This window comes from Glycomyces tarimensis, from assembly GCF_054776215.1.
In genome coordinates, this window is sequence record NZ_BAAHCB010000004.1 from 352,719 (window position 1) to 367,502 (window position 14,784).

The following is a 14,784-nucleotide window of genomic DNA, read 5'->3' on the forward strand; positions in this document are numbered from 1 at the left end:
TCCGACCGGCCTGGCGCCACCGCCGGGCGGCCCGTACCATTGGCGGGATGACCAGCCAATTCGTGCTCACGCTCTCGTGCCCCGACCGCCTCGGCATCGTCTACGCCGTCTCGGGATTCCTGACCCGCCGCAACGCCAACATCGAGGACTCGCAGCAGTTCTCCGAGCACGGCTCCGGACGGTTCTTCATGAGAGTCGAATTCAAAGCGGAGAGCGACCGCAACGAACTGGCCGTCGGCTTCGCCGACATCGCCGGCGAGTTCGGCATGGACTGGCAGCTGCACGACCGCGCCGTCAAGCCCCGCGTGCTCGTCATGGCCTCCAAACAGGGCCACTGCCTGAACGACCTGCTGTACCGCTTCCGCATCGGCGCCCTGCACGGCGAGGCCGCCTCCGTGGTCTCCAACCATCCCGACTGGGCCGACCTCGCCGCCTCCTCGGGCGTGCCGTTCCGCCACCTCCCGGTCGGTCCCGACGGGAAGGCCGCCCAAGAGCAGCGCCTCCTCGAACTCATCGACGTCGAGCGCATCGACGTGGTCGTCCTCGCCCGCTACATGCAGATCCTCTCCTCCGAGTTCTGCTCCAAACTCCCCGGCCGCATCATCAACATCCACCACTCCTTCCTGCCCAGCTTCAAGGGCGCCAGGCCCTACCACCAGGCCTACGAGCGCGGCGTCAAACTCATCGGGGCGACCTGCCACTACGTCACCGCCGACCTCGACGAAGGCCCCATCATCGACCAGGAGGTGGCCCGAGTCGACCACTCGATGGGCCCCGACGACCTCGTAGCCGCCGGCCGCGACCTCGAATCGACCTGCCTGGCCCGCGGCCTCGCCGCCCACCTGGACCACCGCATCCTGCTGAACGGCACCAAGACAGTGGTGTTCCGTTAGCGCATGCTGCCTCATACTGATGCGGTGACCGACCTCCGCGAAATCGTGCTGCTGGGCTCCACCGGATCCATCGGCACCCAGGCCATCGACATCGTCAAAGCCAATCCCGACCGCTTCCGCGTCGTCGCCATCGGCGCCCAGGGCAACAACCCCGCCCTACTCGCCGAGCAGGCGATCGGCCTCGGCGTCGAGGCCGTGGCCGTCGCCGACGCCACCGCCGTCGAGGACGTCCAGCTGCGGCTGTTCGCCGCCGCGACGAAACAGGGCTGGACCTCCGGCGACGCCAGGATCCCCAAGATCCTCGCCGGGCGCGGCGCCATGCGCGAGATCGCCGCCTTCCCCGCCCACACCGTCCTCAACGGCATGAACGGCTCCATCGGTCTCGAACCCACCCTCGCCGCCCTCGAGGCCGGCCGGCAGGTCGCCCTCGCGAACAAGGAATCCCTCGTCGCCGGCGGCCCGCTCGTGCGCCGGCTCGCCAAGCCCGGACAGCTCGTTCCGGTCGACTCCGAGCACTCCGCGCTCGCCCAATGCCTGCGCTCGGGCACCCCCGAGCGCGTCGCGAGGCTCGTCCTCACCGCCTCCGGGGGGCCCTTTCGCGGCCGCAGCCGCGACCGGCTCGCCGACGTCACCCTCGAAGACGCGCTGAACCACCCCACCTGGGACATGGGCCCGGTCGTCACCATCAACTCGGCCACCATGGTCAACAAGGCCCTCGAAGTCATCGAGGCCCACGAGCTGTTCGGCGTCGACTACGACGACATCGACGTCGTCGTCCACCCCCAGTCAGTGATCCACTCCATGGTCGAGTTCGCCGACGGCTCCACCATCGCCCAGGCCTCTCCGCCCGACATGCGCCTGCCCATCGCGCACGCCCTCGCCTGGCCCGACCGCGTCCCCGCCGCCGCCCGGCCCGTCGACTGGACGAAGGCGTGCGACTGGCACTTCGAACCGCTCGACCGCGCCGCCTTCCCCGCCGTCGACCTCGCCAAGGAGGCCGGACGGGCCGGAGGCGTCATGCCCGCCCTGTACAACGCCGCCAACGAAGAAGCGGTCGCGGCGTTTCGCGACGGACGGCTCCCGTTCCTCGGCATCGTCGACACCGTCGCCGCCGTGCTCGACGCCGCACCCGAGTTCGGCCGACCCGAAAGTGTCGCAGACGTACTCGAGGCGGAGAGCTGGGCGCGAGGCAGCGCGCGCCAGCTAGTGTTGGACGCGTCGGAGCGATAGAAGGAGTCAAGAGTTGCTGGCCTACACCACCGGGATCATCCTGTTCGCGCTGGCGATCCTCATCTCCGTGAGCCTGCACGAGTTCGGCCACATGCTGACCGCGAAGGCCTTCAAGATGAAGGTCACCCGGTACTTCGTCGGCTTCGGCCCCACGCTGTGGTCCTTCCGCAGAGGCGAGACCGAATACGGCCTCAAGGGCATCCCACTGGGCGGCTTCGTGAAGATCGTCGGCATGACCCCCCTCGAAGAGGAGGAGGAAGAGCTCGACGAGAAGGACAAGAAGCGCGTCTTCTGGCGCAAGCCCTTGTGGCAGCGCACCGTCGTGCTCGCCGCCGGCTCGGTCACGCACTTCATCCTCGCGTTCGCGGTCCTGTGGATCCTGGTCTCCTTCGTCGGCGTGGTCAACCCCGAACGCGCCGAGGCTCTTGAGCAGTCGCAGGAGACCTCCGTGGTCAACGTCGCCGAGTGCATCCCGCCGGCCGACGCCGACGTGGACTTCACCTGCTCCGACGCCGATCAGCCGAGCCCGGCCCACGAGGCCGGGATGCGCGACGGCGACCGGATCACCGCGGTCGCGGGCCAGGCGGTCACCGACTGGGAGTCGCTCCTTGACGCCGTCTCCGGCCTTGAACCGGGCGAGCCCGTGGAAGTGACCGTCGAGCGCGACGGCACCGAGCACGAACTCCAGGTCACCCCGTACGCCGCCGAGGTGCGGCGGGAGGACGGCAGCACCGAGACCGTCGCCCGGCTCGGCGTCTCCGTCTACCTCGATCCCTCGATCCCGACGACGGTCACCGCCGGGCCCATCGAGGGCATCGGCGAGACCGCGGCGTACACCGGTGACATGTTCCGTGAGACCTTCATCGCGCTCGGCCGGCTGCCGTCCAAGATTCCGCCGCTGTGGGACTCGATCATGGGCGGTGAGCGCGCCGACGACACCCCCGTCAGCGTCGTCGGGGCCTCGCGACTGGGCGGCGAGATGGTCCAGTACGACCAGTGGGCGATGTTCTTCATGCTCCTGGTGGTCCTGAACTACTTCATCGGCATCTTCAACCTGCTGCCGCTCCTGCCGATGGACGGCGGGCACATCGCCATCGCCTGGTTTGAGAAGGTCCGCTCGTGGTTCGCCGCCAAGCGCGGTAGGCCGGACCCGGGCCGAGTGGACTACCTGAAGCTGATGCCGCTGACTTACGCTGTGATCATCCTGCTCGGCGGGTTCATGCTGCTGACCATCACCGCCGACATCGTCAACCCGATCACAATTTTCAATTAGGCCGCTTCCAGGCGGTTCGCGGGCTTTCCTCGATGAGGCCGCGTCAGCACGGTAGTTCGCGTCACTTTCATCAATGAGCTCACGTCAGTTAGGTGGAAACTAGGCACATGAGCGCAGTCAACCTCGGCATACCCAAGACCCGGTCCGCCCCCGAGCCCCTGGCCGAACGCCGCACGACCCGACAGCTGAACGTCGGCGGGGTCCTGGTGGGCGGCGGCGCCCCGGTGAGCGTCCAGTCCATGACCACGACCAAGACCGCCGACATCGGCGCGACCCTCCAGCAGATCGCGGAGCTGACGGCCACCGGCTGCCAGATCGTCCGCGTGGCGTGTCCGACCCAGGACGACGCCGACGCGCTGCCGGTCATCGCCAAGAAGTCGCAGATCCCGGTGATCGCCGACATCCACTTCCAGCCGAAGTACGTCTTCGCCGCGATCGACGCCGGCTGCGCGGCCGTGCGCGTCAATCCCGGCAACATCAAGAAGTTCGACGACAGGGTCGGGGAGATCGCCAAGGCCGCCAAGGCCGCCGGCACCCCGATCCGCATCGGCGTCAACGCCGGCTCGCTCGACAAGCGGCTGCTCGCCAAGTACGGCAAGGCCACGCCCGAGGCGCTCGTCGAGTCGGCGCTGTGGGAGGCCTCGCTGTTCGAGGAGCACGACTTCCGCGACATCAAGATCTCGGTCAAGCACAACGATCCGGTCGTGATGATCAAGGCCTATCGGCTCTTGTCCCAGCAATGCGACTACCCGCTCCACCTCGGCGTCACCGAGGCGGGGCCCGCCTTCCAGGGCACCATCAAGTCCGCCGCCGCCTTCGGCGCGCTCTTGAGCGAGGGCATCGGCGACACCATCCGCGTCTCCCTGTCGGCGCCGCCGGTCGAGGAGGTCAAGGTCGGCAACCAGATCCTGGAGTCCCTCGGGCTCAAGGAGCGCGGCCTCGAGATCGTCTCGTGTCCCTCGTGCGGGCGTGCGCAGGTCGACGTCTACACGCTCGCCGAGCAGGTCACCGCCGGCTTGGAGGGCCTGCCGGTTCCGCTGCGCGTGGCCGTCATGGGCTGCGTCGTCAACGGCCCCGGCGAGGCCCGCGAGGCCGATCTGGGCGTCGCGAGCGGCAACGGCAAGGGCCAGATCTTCGTCAAGGGCGAGGTCATCCGCACCGTGCCCGAGTCGCAGATCGTCGAGACCCTCATCGAGGAGGCCGTGCGCCTCGCCGAGGAGATGGGCGCCGATCTGCCCGACGAGCTCAAGGAGCTCGCCGGTCCGGTCGTCGAAGTCCACTAACTGTCGGATTGGTGACTTACGGACGTAGCCGTCAGTCATTACGCTGGAGCCCAGACGCAGGTCGCGCCGTTCCATCGACTCAGTAATTCCGACATAAAGGACTCTTTGTGTGGAATTGCACAAATGTGACTCGATGGTTTCGGCGCAACCGCCTGCGGCGACGCCTGATAATGACATTCGTGCCGATTAGGTGCGGACCTTGTCGCCGCCACCCGCGAAGGGGGAGCCATCGCCATGGGGAAGATCGTCCGACAGATATCCGATGACGTCACCAAGTACTACTGGTACCCGGGTGAGAAGACCGATTGGATCAGGGCCGCGCTCACCATCCTCGGCGGCGGGCTCCTGTTCGCCCTCGTCTACGTGGTCACCAAGAACAGCCTCATCGCCGCGGTGATCGCCGGCACCGCCGTTCAGGCGGTCGTCGGCGCCTACCTCGGACGCAGGGACACGGCGGGGCTCAGCGAGTTCCACGATCCCACCGCCGAGCGCCGCGCCGCCGTCGCCGACGGCACCCGCGCCGCCTGGCGCGGCAGCCTCCAGGGCCTGCTGTGCGCCGGCTCGGCGATGCTCGTGCTCAACATGCCGCACGACGGCTTCCTCGCCGACTGGATCCTGCCGTTCGTGCCCTCCATCGTCGGCGCGCTCGCCCACTCGGGCGGCATGCTCTGGGAACGCATGTCCCAGGAGGTGGTGGCCGAGGAGCCGGCCGAACCGGGCTCCGACGACGCCACCAAGGAACTCGAGGCCGCCTGAGCACCGAGCGCGCGAGCCGCGAGCGGCTTGTGTGAGCCGGCACGGGGCGACTGCCGCTGGCGCCTGGGTTGGACAGGCGGGGCGCTCGACCGCGGGAGGTGTCGTAATCCGCTGTCTCCGCGCGAGCGGAGGCAGCGGAACTGCCACGGGAGCCGCGCCCCGCACCGGCTCGGTTTCGTAAGGCTTCGCACGTTCGGACTGAACGCCGGTGCCCATCAGCATCCTGCCAATTCGCCGGAAACGCAAGAGGTTTTACCGCCCCGAGACCCCAATTCGCGAGCGCGTCGGCGCCCCGGTGTCGCAGACGTCTCAAGACCACGCGGGACCTCGGACGATAGGGTGGACCGATGAGTGTTCGTCCCGTTCTGCGCCCGGGCAGGCAGAGCCCGCGTCGACCCGTCCCCGAGTCCATCGAGCGCCCGGAGTACGTCGACAAGCCGCTCCCGCAGCCGTACCGGGGCTCGGAGGTCAAGGACCCCGAGACCATCGCGCGGATGCGCGTGGCCGGGCGGCTCGCCGCCGACGCGCTGGTCGAGGTCGGCAAGGCCGTCGCCCCGGGCGTGACCACCGACGAACTGGACCGGATCGTCCACGAGTACTTGTGCGACCACGGCGCCTACCCCTCGACGCTCGGGTACCGGCACTTCCCGAAGTCGTGCTGCACGTCCCTCAACGAGGTGATCTGCCACGGCATCCCCGACTCCACGGTCGTGCGCGACGGCGACATCGTCAACGTCGACATCACCGCCTTCATCGGCGGCGTCCACGGCGACTGCAACGCCACCTTCCTGGCCGGCGAGGTCTCGGAGGAGGCCCGGCTGCTCGTCGAACGCACCTGGAAGGCCACGATGCGCGCCATCAAGGCCGTCAAGCCCGGCCGGCAGCTCAGCGTGATCGGGAAGGTCATCGAGTCCTACGCCGACCGCTTCGGCTACGGCGTGGTCCGCCAGTTCACCGGCCACGGCATCGGCACCGCGTTCCACTCGGGCCTGTACGTGCCGCACTACGACGACCCGAGGCTCTCCACCGAGATCGAGACGGGCATGACCTTCACCATCGAGCCGATGATCAACCTCGGCACGCCCGAACCGGAGATGTGGGACGACGGCTGGACGGCCGTCACCCGCGACCGCAAATGGTCGGCCCAGTTCGAGCACACGCTCCTGGTCACCGAGGACGGCGCCGACATCCTCACGATGCCCTCCGGCGGCATCCCGGCCGGAACGCCGACGGGCCAGGCGTAGCGCGCCCGGCCCGTCCGCTTGCATCGGATTCGTACGCTGATGGAGCGGCGCCGGTCGAGAGATGTCGATCTCCGAGGGGTTGAGCCGGCGCCGCTCCGCCACGTGCTTCGCTAACGTGGCCGATCGCCCGACTACGTCAGCCTCCGCTCGCTCGGCAGCTTCGCCTTCGTGAACACCAGCGCACCGGCGGCCGCGATGAGCGGCACCGCCAGCAGCGAGATCCCGATATTGACCCACGGCAGATCCCAGCCGTACAGCACCTCGAACGGATAGGCCCGCTGGAGGTTACGGTTGAGCGCCTCCCTGACCAAGGCGTAGCCGATGATGCCCGCCAGCGTGCCCAGACCGGCGCCGAGCAGCGCGATCACCACCGTCTGCCACATCGCGAACCGCTTGCGCACCCCGGGCGTCGCGCCGACCGCGCCGAGCGTGGTCATGTCCCGGCCCGACTCGGCGATGATGAGTCCGGTCGAGATCGCCGTCGCCCCGAGCGCCACCAGCGCGCACAGGCTCGCCACGGCCAGGGCGAAGTAGAAGGCGAACGGGTCGGTGTAGTCGACGACCGAGAACTGGACCCACACCGTACCTTCGGCGAAGGCGTCGTTGAAGCCGGAGGCGATCCGCTCCTCTACCGCCCCGGTGACCTCGGTTGAGGTCTCGATCAGGTACTTGCGGCTCCAGTCGCTCTCCGTCAATCCCAGCTCCTCGGCCGCCGCCGGGCCGAGGAAGATCTGCATGTAGCCCAGGAGGCCCTTGTCCACCTCCATCGCGGGCAGCTCGACCGCGTCCAGCTCCAGGTCCTCGTCGCCGCTCTCGCGCCAAACCGTAGCCCGGCGCTGGACCACGACGGTGCCGTCATCGGTGATGGCCCAAGGGTCGGACACCAGGATGCCGCCCGACTCGAGGAACTCCACCGCGGCGTCCAACTCCGCGCCCTCCAAGTCCGAGTAGGCGGCGACGACCCTCGGGTCGGTCGAGACCGCGACCTCCTCGGAGAAACCGCCTATCTCGCCGGCCTCCTCATCGCAGCGCGGGTCCTCTCTGGCCTCCTCGAGCGCGGCCTCCTTCGCGGCCTCGGTGCTGAGGTCGGCGGACCAGTACGGGCACCGGTTCTCCTCGGGCCTGGTCAATTCCACGTAGCAGTGGAGATTCTCTTCCTCCGAAGCCGTGAACCGGTCGTCGACGTCGCAGTTCTCCGGACCGGAATACAGCGGCACCGGAATCGTCTCGAGGTCGTCCAACTCCCGCGAGAGCACCATTTCGGACTCGAGGGAGGCGGTCTCGAAGTCGGCGGTCCCCTCGTTCATGCCGCCGTTGTGGCTGAGATCCAGCGTCACCGCACCCGCAGGCAGCAGTCGCTGCTGCTTCTCCTCCAAGCGCACCGTGTCGGCGGTGACTATGAACGAGAAGGCGATGCCCGCCGCCACCACGCCGAGCACCGCGGCGATGGCCGGCGCGGTCGAGTTGCCGTTGCGGCCGGCCTCGCGCAGCGCCATGCGCGGCGCCAGCGGCAGCCATCTGCCGAGCTTCGCGATGAGCGCCACCAGCGTCGGCGTGCACGCCACCAGTCCCAGCTGGAGGCCCACGATCGCGGCCGACATGAGCGGGAGGCTCCATATCGACACGCCCGCGAATCCGGACACCAGACCGCCGGCGATGAGGACCAGGCCGAGGATCAGCCAGCGCCGGCTGGGCCTGCGGCGTGGCGTCCGGCCCGAGAGCGCGGCCACCACATTGATGCGGGAGGCGCTCATCGCCGCGGCGAGCGCGGCGAGCAGCCCGGTGCCGACGGCGAAGACCACGACGACGGCCTGGGTGGCCGGCATGACGCGCAGTCCGGCGCTGCGGTGTCCGACGAACTGCTCCAGCAGCGGCATGAGCGCCCAGACGGCGGTGATGCCGAGGACCACCGCGACGACGGCCGCGATGGTGCCGAACAGGAAGCCGCCGGCGAGGACCGTGTTGCGGATGTGTCCCGGCGTCGCCCCGGAGGCGCTCATGAGCGCGAACTCGCGGGTGCGGCGGCGGGCCGAGATGGCGAAGGCCGGCCCGGCGAGGAGGATGACCTCGATCAGCACGGCGGTGCCGATCAGGCCGTAGATCATCAACTCGAAGTCGTTGACGACGCTGACCGGTTGAGCCCAGTCCGGCTGTGAAGGCGGGTTCTCGACGAACGGCGCCGCCCAGACGCTCATGCCGAGATCGTTGAGCGCGAACGCCTGCTCGGGCGACAGCTCCTCGGGCGCGTCGACGAGCCAGCCGTGCGCCTCGGCGCCGAGAGCGGGGCTGATGGCGAAGCGCGAGGTGAGGTTCCAGGGGATCTCGACGATACCGACCACGGTGTGCTCGATGCGGGACTCGCCGTCGACGACGCTGATCGCGTCGCCGAGGCCGACTTCGAGGTAGTCGGCGGCTTTGGCGCTGAGGGCGACCTCGTCACCGCGCGGCACCTCGCCTTCGAGGATTTCCACGCCCGCCCGTTGGTACGCCGGATCCGACAGGTCCCATCCGTAGGTCTCGATCGAGCCGATGCCGTCCGGGGTCTCCACCCGCTCCGAACCGTCCGAGCCGTACACGTTGTAGGGGCTGAGCGTGGCGCCCTCGGGAAGCGCGGCGAGCACCTCCGACTCGGGCACCTCGCGGGGGGCGCCGTCTTCCGTGGTGGTGTCGCCGTCCTCCCACTCGATCGCGGGCCAGTAGTCGTCCCAGGTGAGCTGATCGAGCGCTTCTCCTTCGGCCTCGAAGCGGATGAACGCCTCGTTGTCGCCGACGCGCTGCTCGACCTCTTCGAGCGGGGACAGGGTCGTCGTGTCGTAGGCGCTGACCGCGAGGGAGACGGCCAGCATCGGCAGGCCGAGCAGGGCGATCGACAGGACCGATCGGCCCTTGTATCGCAGCGCCTCGCGGCGCGCGATGCGGAATGCCAGTCTGAGGCTGGAGCGCATCACTCGGCCCCTTCGAGCAGCGTTTCGGGATCGGCCAGCGGCGAGGAGGTGTCGACGATGCGTCCGTCGCGCAGGAACACCACCCGGTCGGCCCAGCCAGCGTGGCGGGCGTCGTGGGTGACCAGCAGTCCGGCCGCGCCCTCGTCGCATCGTTTGCGCAGGAGCTTGAGGACTTCTTCGCCGGTGCTGGAGTCGAGCGCGCCGGTGGGCTCGTCGGCGAGTACCAAGCGCCGGTCGCCGATGAGCGCGCGGGCGATGGCGGTGCGCTGGGCCTGACCGCCGGAGATCTCGTCGGGGAAGCGGTCGGCGACCTGGGCGTCGAGCCCGACCTCTTCGAGCGCGGCCAATGCGGCCTTGCGGGACTTGGCGACGCTCATGCCGTCGAGTTCGAGCGGCAGGGCCGCGTTCTCGGCGGCGGTCAGGCTCGGCACCAGGTTGTAGTCCTGGAAGACGTAGCCGACGTGACGGCGGCGCAGCCCGGCCAGCTGCTTCTTGGAGAGACTGGCGAGCACCGTGCCCTCCACGGCGACTTCGCCCGAGGTGGGGGCGTCGAGTCCGCCGGCGAGGTTGAGCAACGTGGACTTCCCCGAACCCGAGGGCCCCATGATGGCCACGAGTTCGCCGGAGTCGATGGTGAGGTCGGCTTCTTTGAGGGCGTGGACGGCGTTCTCGCCGATGCCGTGGACACGGCTCACACCCCGCATCTGCAGGACGGTCATGGGGATCTATCGCTTCTCTTCGACGGGAACGGAGGATTCAGAGCTGTCTTCGTAGAGTCCGAAAGGGGAGGGCGCCGGCAGTTCGGCGCGGGCGACGACGGCCTCGGTGTGGTCGAGCCAGCGAACCTCGGCCTCCGCCTTGAAGATCATGGATTCCAGCACGAGCTTCCAGGCGAGGTCGGCGGAGTCGTCGTCGGCCTTGAGCCGGGTGAACTCCTGGAGGGTCCGCAGCGTGGCGGTCCTCTGGCGCTGGATGACATCGGTGACGTCGATGCCGGGTGTGGTCACCGCGAGCGCGAGCTTGATCGTGAGCTCGTCGCGAGGCCGGTCGGCGGCGCGGACCGGGGAGGAGAACCAGCCCGCGAGGTGGCGCTTGCCGGTCTCGGTGATGCGGTAGGGGCGCTGGCCGGACTCGTTCTCGGGGAGCGCCTCCACCATTTCGTCGCGTTCGAGCCGCGAGAGGGTGGTGTAGACCTGCCCGATGTTGAGCGGCCAGGTGGCGCCGGTGGCGCTCTCGAAGGCGGCCCGCAGCTGGTAGCCGTAGGCCGGCCCGCGTTCGAGCAGCGCCAGCAGGCTGTGTTTGACACTCATGTATGACCTCACTAGGGTTCGGCCCGCCGAGGGGGCGAGCATCGAGATATACCGAGTATCGCATATTCAGTATGTGTGTGTCGGCCGGGTCGGCCCGTCGTCTACTCGGGTCGCCCCGGCCACGGGTCGGCGGCGGCCTGTCCGACGGTGATCTTCCAGCGTGCCAGCGCCTTCGCCGAATCCAGGAACATGTTGAGGCAGACCTCGCGCTCGGAGGGCTCCTCGGAGGCCAGACCCGCCCGCCAGGTGGTGGTGAGCCGCTCCTCGATGTCGAGCAGCAGCGCCTGGGCCGTCTCGGCGTCCTCGACCGGCTCGATGTCGTAGGCCGCCGGGGCCGGGGCGGCCTCCAGTCCGTGGGCGTCGTAGTAGTCGAGCAGGGCGTCGCGGCGGTCGCGGTGCTCGGCCTCGATCCCCTCGGCGAAGTCGCGGACGTCCCCGCTCAGATGCACGGCGGCCGTTCCGTAGGCGTAGATGGCGGCGTATTCCCCGGCCAGGCCGGTGTCGACGGCGGTCATGCGAGCACCGCCGCGTGGGCGGCGCGGCAGGCCGCGATCTCGCCGAGCAGCACCGCGTAATCGGTCACGGTGGCCAGGCAGGACTCGCCGGCCTCACGGCTGCCCTCGGCCTCGGCCTCGGCCAGCGCGGCGACGTCGGCGATCGCGGCGCCCTCGCCCTCATCACCGATCACATTGGGCAGCAGCAGGCGTTCGAGGGTCTCGACGTGGGCGAGGTGGTCGCCCGCGATGTCGGTGTAGCCGAGCGCTTCGGCGGCTCGGGCGAGGGCCCTGGCCGTGCGCAGCGCGGCCGTCATGTCGTCGTCGGCTTCGATGATCTTCGCTGGAGTCTCGGTGCATGCGGCCGCTGCGAGAACGGTGGCACCGACAAGGAGTCCGCGTCGGGTCGTGAACACCCGCCTAGTTTCCCAGGCAGGCTTTCGTTTCTGTCGTCGGGCGGTTAATCTCGGCGAAACAGGTCGAGAGGGAGTGCAAATGGTGGCATCGAAGCAGCAAACCGAAGTGGAGGCGGTCGTCGCTCCGGCCGTCGAGAAGGCCGGGTTCGATCTGGAGGGTCTCACCGTCACCAAGGCCGGCCGCCGGATGCTGGTGCGCATCCTCGTCGACGCCGACGGCGGCGTCAGCCTCGACGACGTGGCGGTCGTCTCGAAGGCGGTCTCGAAGGCGCTCGATGCGGCGGAGAGCACGGGTGGGCCCTTCGCGGAAGCCGCCTATACCCTGGAAGTGTCCTCTCCGGGCGTGGACCGTCCGCTTACCGAGCCCCGTCACTGGCGGCGTAATATTGGGCGCTTGGTGGCCGTGCACATCGGGGAGGAGCCCGTAACGGGGCGAGTCGTGGCCGCCGACGAGCGGGGGATTGAACTAGAAGTCGACGGCGAGAGCCGTTCGGCTACCTATGCCGAGCTGGGGTCCGGCAAGGTGCAGATCGAGCTCAGATGAGGCAGCCGCCGATGCGGAGCTCGCACGCCTGAAGGCTCCGGTGAGGACAACTCAAGACTTTAAGGAGAACGGGTGCATATCGACCTGGCTGCGCTGCGGTCATTGGAACGCGAGCGCGACATCCCTTTCGAGACAATCCTCGGCGCGATCGAATCGGCGCTGCTGACCGCCTACAAGCACACCCCCGGCGCCGATGAGCGCGCCCGTGTGGCGGTGGACCGGACTTCGGGCGACGCAACCGTCCTCGTGCCAGTGTTGAACGAAGAAGGCGAGGTCGTCTCGGAGCGGGACGACACCCCCGAAGGCTTCGGCCGCATCGCGGCACAGACCGCCAAGCAGGTCATCCTCCAGCGGCTCCGCGAGGCCGCCGACGAGGTCAACTACGGCGAGTACTCCGGCAAGGAGGGCGACATCGTCACCGGTGTCGTGCAGGCGCATGGTGAGCGGAACGAGCGCGGCATCGTCACCGTCGACCTCGGCAAGATCGAGGCCACGCTGCCGCTCAACGAGCAGGTGCCCGGCGAGTCGTACGACCACGGCAAGCGGATCCGGGCCATTGTCATCCAGGTGAACCGAACCGCTCGCGGACCCCAGGTGACGCTCTCCCGCACCCACCCCGCCTTGGTCAAGAAGCTGTTCGCCTTCGAGGTCCCGGAGATCGACGAGGGCGCCGTGGAGATCCCCGCCATTGCGCGTGAGGCCGGTCACCGTTCCAAGATCGCGGTCCGGGCCACCACGAAGGACGTCAACGCGAAGGGCGCCTGCATCGGGCCGATGGGCTCGCGCGTCCGGGCGGTCATGAGCGAGCTGGGCGGCGAGAAGATCGACATCGTCGACTGGGACGCCGACCCCGCCAGATTCGTCGCGAATGCCCTCTCGCCTGCGAAGACGCTGTCCGTGCGGGTGGTCGACGAGGCCACTCGCTCGACCGAGGTCGTCGTTCCGGACTACCAGCTGTCGCTGGCGATCGGCCGTGAGGGGCAGAACGCCCGCCTCGCCGCCCGCCTGACCGGGTGGCGCATCGACATCAAATCGGATGCGCACGTGGCCGGTGGGGCGAAGGAGGAGACCGGCCCGGCCGGTGGCGGTCGTTAGTCTTGGAGGTAGACTGAATATCGGATCGCAACGTAACGCACCGGTAGTCCGCACTTGTGTGGGTTGCCGGGGTCGCGCCGCGGCTTCCGAGCTGCTGCGCGTCGTTCATCGCTCTGAGGGTTCTGTCCACCACTTGGTGCCAGACCCACTGCGCCGCCTCAGCGGCCGCGGAGCCCATGTGCACCACGATTTGAACTGCCTTGACCAGGCAGTTCGTAGGCGTGCGTTCGCTCGGGCCCTCAAAGTAGAGGGGTCGGTGGACGATACGGCGGTGCGAGCCCTTGTCGAGTCGGAGCCGGCCGAAAGACCGACTCCCGCACACGAAGCAGGTAGAGACCGAATGAAGACCACGCGATGAAGTTCCTCCGATGAACTGGTTGCAAGTGGAGAGATGAGGTCGGCGGGCGCTGCCCGTGCGACCTCGAAGTGAGGAGAGCAGTGGCAGGTAAGCCCCGCGTACATGAACTCGCCAAAGAACTGGGCACGACGAGCAAAGAAGTGCTCGCCAAGCTCAGCGACATGGGTGAGTTCGTGAAGTCAGCGTCGAGCACGGTCGAGGCGCCAGTGGCGCGTCGACTGCGGCAGCAGTACGCCGGCGGATCGCAGAAGGGTGCTCCAGCAGCTCCGGCGGCCGAATCGGCCGAACCGGCGCAGGAGACGGCGAAAGCGGCTTCCAAGCCGCGCCCGGCGGCGCCAAGCCCCGCCAAGATCGCCAAGGCCAAGACCGACGTCAAGGCCGCTAAGAAGGCGCCGCCCAAGAAGCGTGCGGCCGCCCCCAGTGCCCCGGGCCCCAAGCCCGCGGCCCCCAAGCCGGCGGCCCAGGAGGCCGCGGCCGCTCCGGCGAAGCAGCCGGAGGTCGAAGAGCCCAAGCCGGCGAGCGCCCGAGACATCGAGGTCGCCGCCGAGCAGAAGCGCGCCGAGGAGCTGCTCAAGCGGCAGCAGGAAGAGGCCGCCAAGCGCGCCGCCCAGCCGGCGGCGCCGAAGCCCGGCCCCAAGCCCGCCTCGCGCGCCGACAGCCCGCCGAAGCCCGGCGGTCCGAGGCCCGGCCCCAAGCCCGGCGGCAACAACCCGTTCGGCATCACTCCTGGTGGCGGCGGATCCAAGCAGCGCTCCGCCCCCGAGGGCGAGCGCCCCGGCGGTCCGCGCCCCAGCCCGCGCATGATGCCTCCGCGACCCAACCCCGGCATGATGCCGTCCCGACCCGCCGGCGGCGGGCGCGAGGGCGGCGGCCGAGGCGGTCCTCGCGGCGGCGCACGCTCCGGCGGACGTCCCGGCGGCGGAGGCCGCGGGGGCGCCGGCGG

The 14,784-nt window shown here is 69.1% G+C and carries 15 protein-coding genes; 10 read left to right on the plus strand and 5 right to left on the minus strand.

Translation table 11 applies throughout. The annotated features are described in order from the left end of the window. Positions 1-47: 47 nt before the first annotated feature. The 6 genes from purU (at position 48) to map (ending at position 6,679) form a co-directional block, all read left to right on the plus strand. A complete protein-coding gene (gene purU / locus ACYVK3_RS05490) occupies positions 48-893 on the plus strand; it encodes a formyltetrahydrofolate deformylase (RefSeq protein WP_460496250.1) in 846 nt (281 codons plus the stop codon). 24 nt (positions 894-917) lie between these two features. Then, positions 918-2,123 (plus strand): 1-deoxy-D-xylulose-5-phosphate reductoisomerase, encoded by a 1,206-nt coding sequence (dxr, locus tag ACYVK3_RS05495; protein ID WP_460496251.1) that lies wholly within the window; start codon positions 918-920, stop codon positions 2,121-2,123. A gap of 16 nt (positions 2,124-2,139) precedes the next feature. Further along, positions 2,140-3,396: a M50 family metallopeptidase gene (locus ACYVK3_RS05500; RefSeq protein ID WP_460496280.1), complete on the plus strand. Its 1,257-nt coding sequence runs from the start codon at positions 2,140-2,142 to the stop codon at positions 3,394-3,396. A 107-nt stretch (positions 3,397-3,503) separates the two neighbouring features. Beyond that, a complete protein-coding gene (ispG, locus tag ACYVK3_RS05505; RefSeq protein WP_460496252.1) occupies positions 3,504-4,679 on the plus strand; it encodes a flavodoxin/ferredoxin-dependent (E)-4-hydroxy-3-methylbut-2-enyl-diphosphate synthase in 1,176 nt (391 codons plus the stop codon). 234 nt (positions 4,680-4,913) lie between these two features. Then, positions 4,914-5,435 (plus strand): hypothetical protein, encoded by a 522-nt coding sequence (locus ACYVK3_RS05510; protein ID WP_460496253.1) that lies wholly within the window; start codon positions 4,914-4,916, stop codon positions 5,433-5,435. Between the two features lie 347 nt (positions 5,436-5,782). After that, complete coding sequence (map, locus tag ACYVK3_RS05515) at positions 5,783-6,679, plus strand: type I methionyl aminopeptidase (RefSeq protein ID WP_460496254.1); 897 nt, start codon at positions 5,783-5,785, stop codon at positions 6,677-6,679. Positions 6,680-6,810: 131 nt separating this feature from the next. On the opposite strand, the gene ACYVK3_RS05520 is transcribed toward map, so the two are convergent. The 5 genes from ACYVK3_RS05520 to ACYVK3_RS05540 all read right to left on the minus strand — a co-directional run bounded on the left by ACYVK3_RS05520 (position 6,811) and on the right by ACYVK3_RS05540 (position 11,844). After that, positions 6,811-9,624 (minus strand): FtsX-like permease family protein, encoded by a 2,814-nt coding sequence (locus ACYVK3_RS05520; protein ID WP_460496255.1) that lies wholly within the window; start codon positions 9,622-9,624, stop codon positions 6,811-6,813. After that, positions 9,624-10,343, minus strand: coding sequence for an ABC transporter ATP-binding protein (locus ACYVK3_RS05525; protein ID WP_460496256.1), 720 nt, complete (start codon positions 10,341-10,343; stop codon positions 9,624-9,626). Before ACYVK3_RS05525 ends, ACYVK3_RS05520 begins: the two co-directional genes overlap by 1 nt. Positions 10,344-10,349: 6 nt before the next feature. Continuing rightward, a complete protein-coding gene (locus ACYVK3_RS05530; RefSeq protein ID WP_460496257.1) occupies positions 10,350-10,934 on the minus strand; it encodes a PadR family transcriptional regulator in 585 nt (194 codons plus the stop codon). Positions 10,935-11,035: 101 nt separating this feature from the next. Next, a complete protein-coding gene (locus ACYVK3_RS05535) occupies positions 11,036-11,449 on the minus strand; it encodes a ferritin-like domain-containing protein (RefSeq protein ID WP_460496258.1) in 414 nt (137 codons plus the stop codon). Continuing rightward, positions 11,446-11,844, minus strand: a complete 399-nt coding sequence (locus ACYVK3_RS05540) for a hypothetical protein (RefSeq protein ID WP_460496259.1) — start codon at positions 11,842-11,844, stop codon at positions 11,446-11,448. The genes ACYVK3_RS05535 and ACYVK3_RS05540 overlap by 4 nt, the downstream gene beginning before the upstream one ends. Positions 11,845-11,923: 79 nt before the next feature. Between ACYVK3_RS05540 and rimP the strand changes: the two genes are divergently transcribed. The 4 genes from rimP to ACYVK3_RS05560 all read left to right on the plus strand — a co-directional run. After that, positions 11,924-12,388, plus strand: coding sequence for a ribosome maturation factor RimP (gene rimP / locus ACYVK3_RS05545; RefSeq protein WP_460496260.1), 465 nt, complete (start codon positions 11,924-11,926; stop codon positions 12,386-12,388). Positions 12,389-12,460: 72 nt separating this feature from the next. Next, positions 12,461-13,483, plus strand: a complete 1,023-nt coding sequence (nusA, locus tag ACYVK3_RS05550; protein WP_460496261.1) for a transcription termination/antitermination protein NusA — start codon at positions 12,461-12,463, stop codon at positions 13,481-13,483. A gap of 19 nt (positions 13,484-13,502) precedes the next feature. After that, on the plus strand, positions 13,503-13,841 hold the full coding sequence (locus ACYVK3_RS05555) for a YlxR family protein (protein ID WP_460496281.1): 339 nt from the start codon (positions 13,503-13,505) through the stop codon (positions 13,839-13,841). 80 nt (positions 13,842-13,921) lie between these two features. Further along, positions 13,922-14,784: translation initiation factor IF-2 N-terminal domain-containing protein (locus tag ACYVK3_RS05560; protein ID WP_460496262.1), on the plus strand; the 863-nt coding region annotated here is incomplete at its 3' end.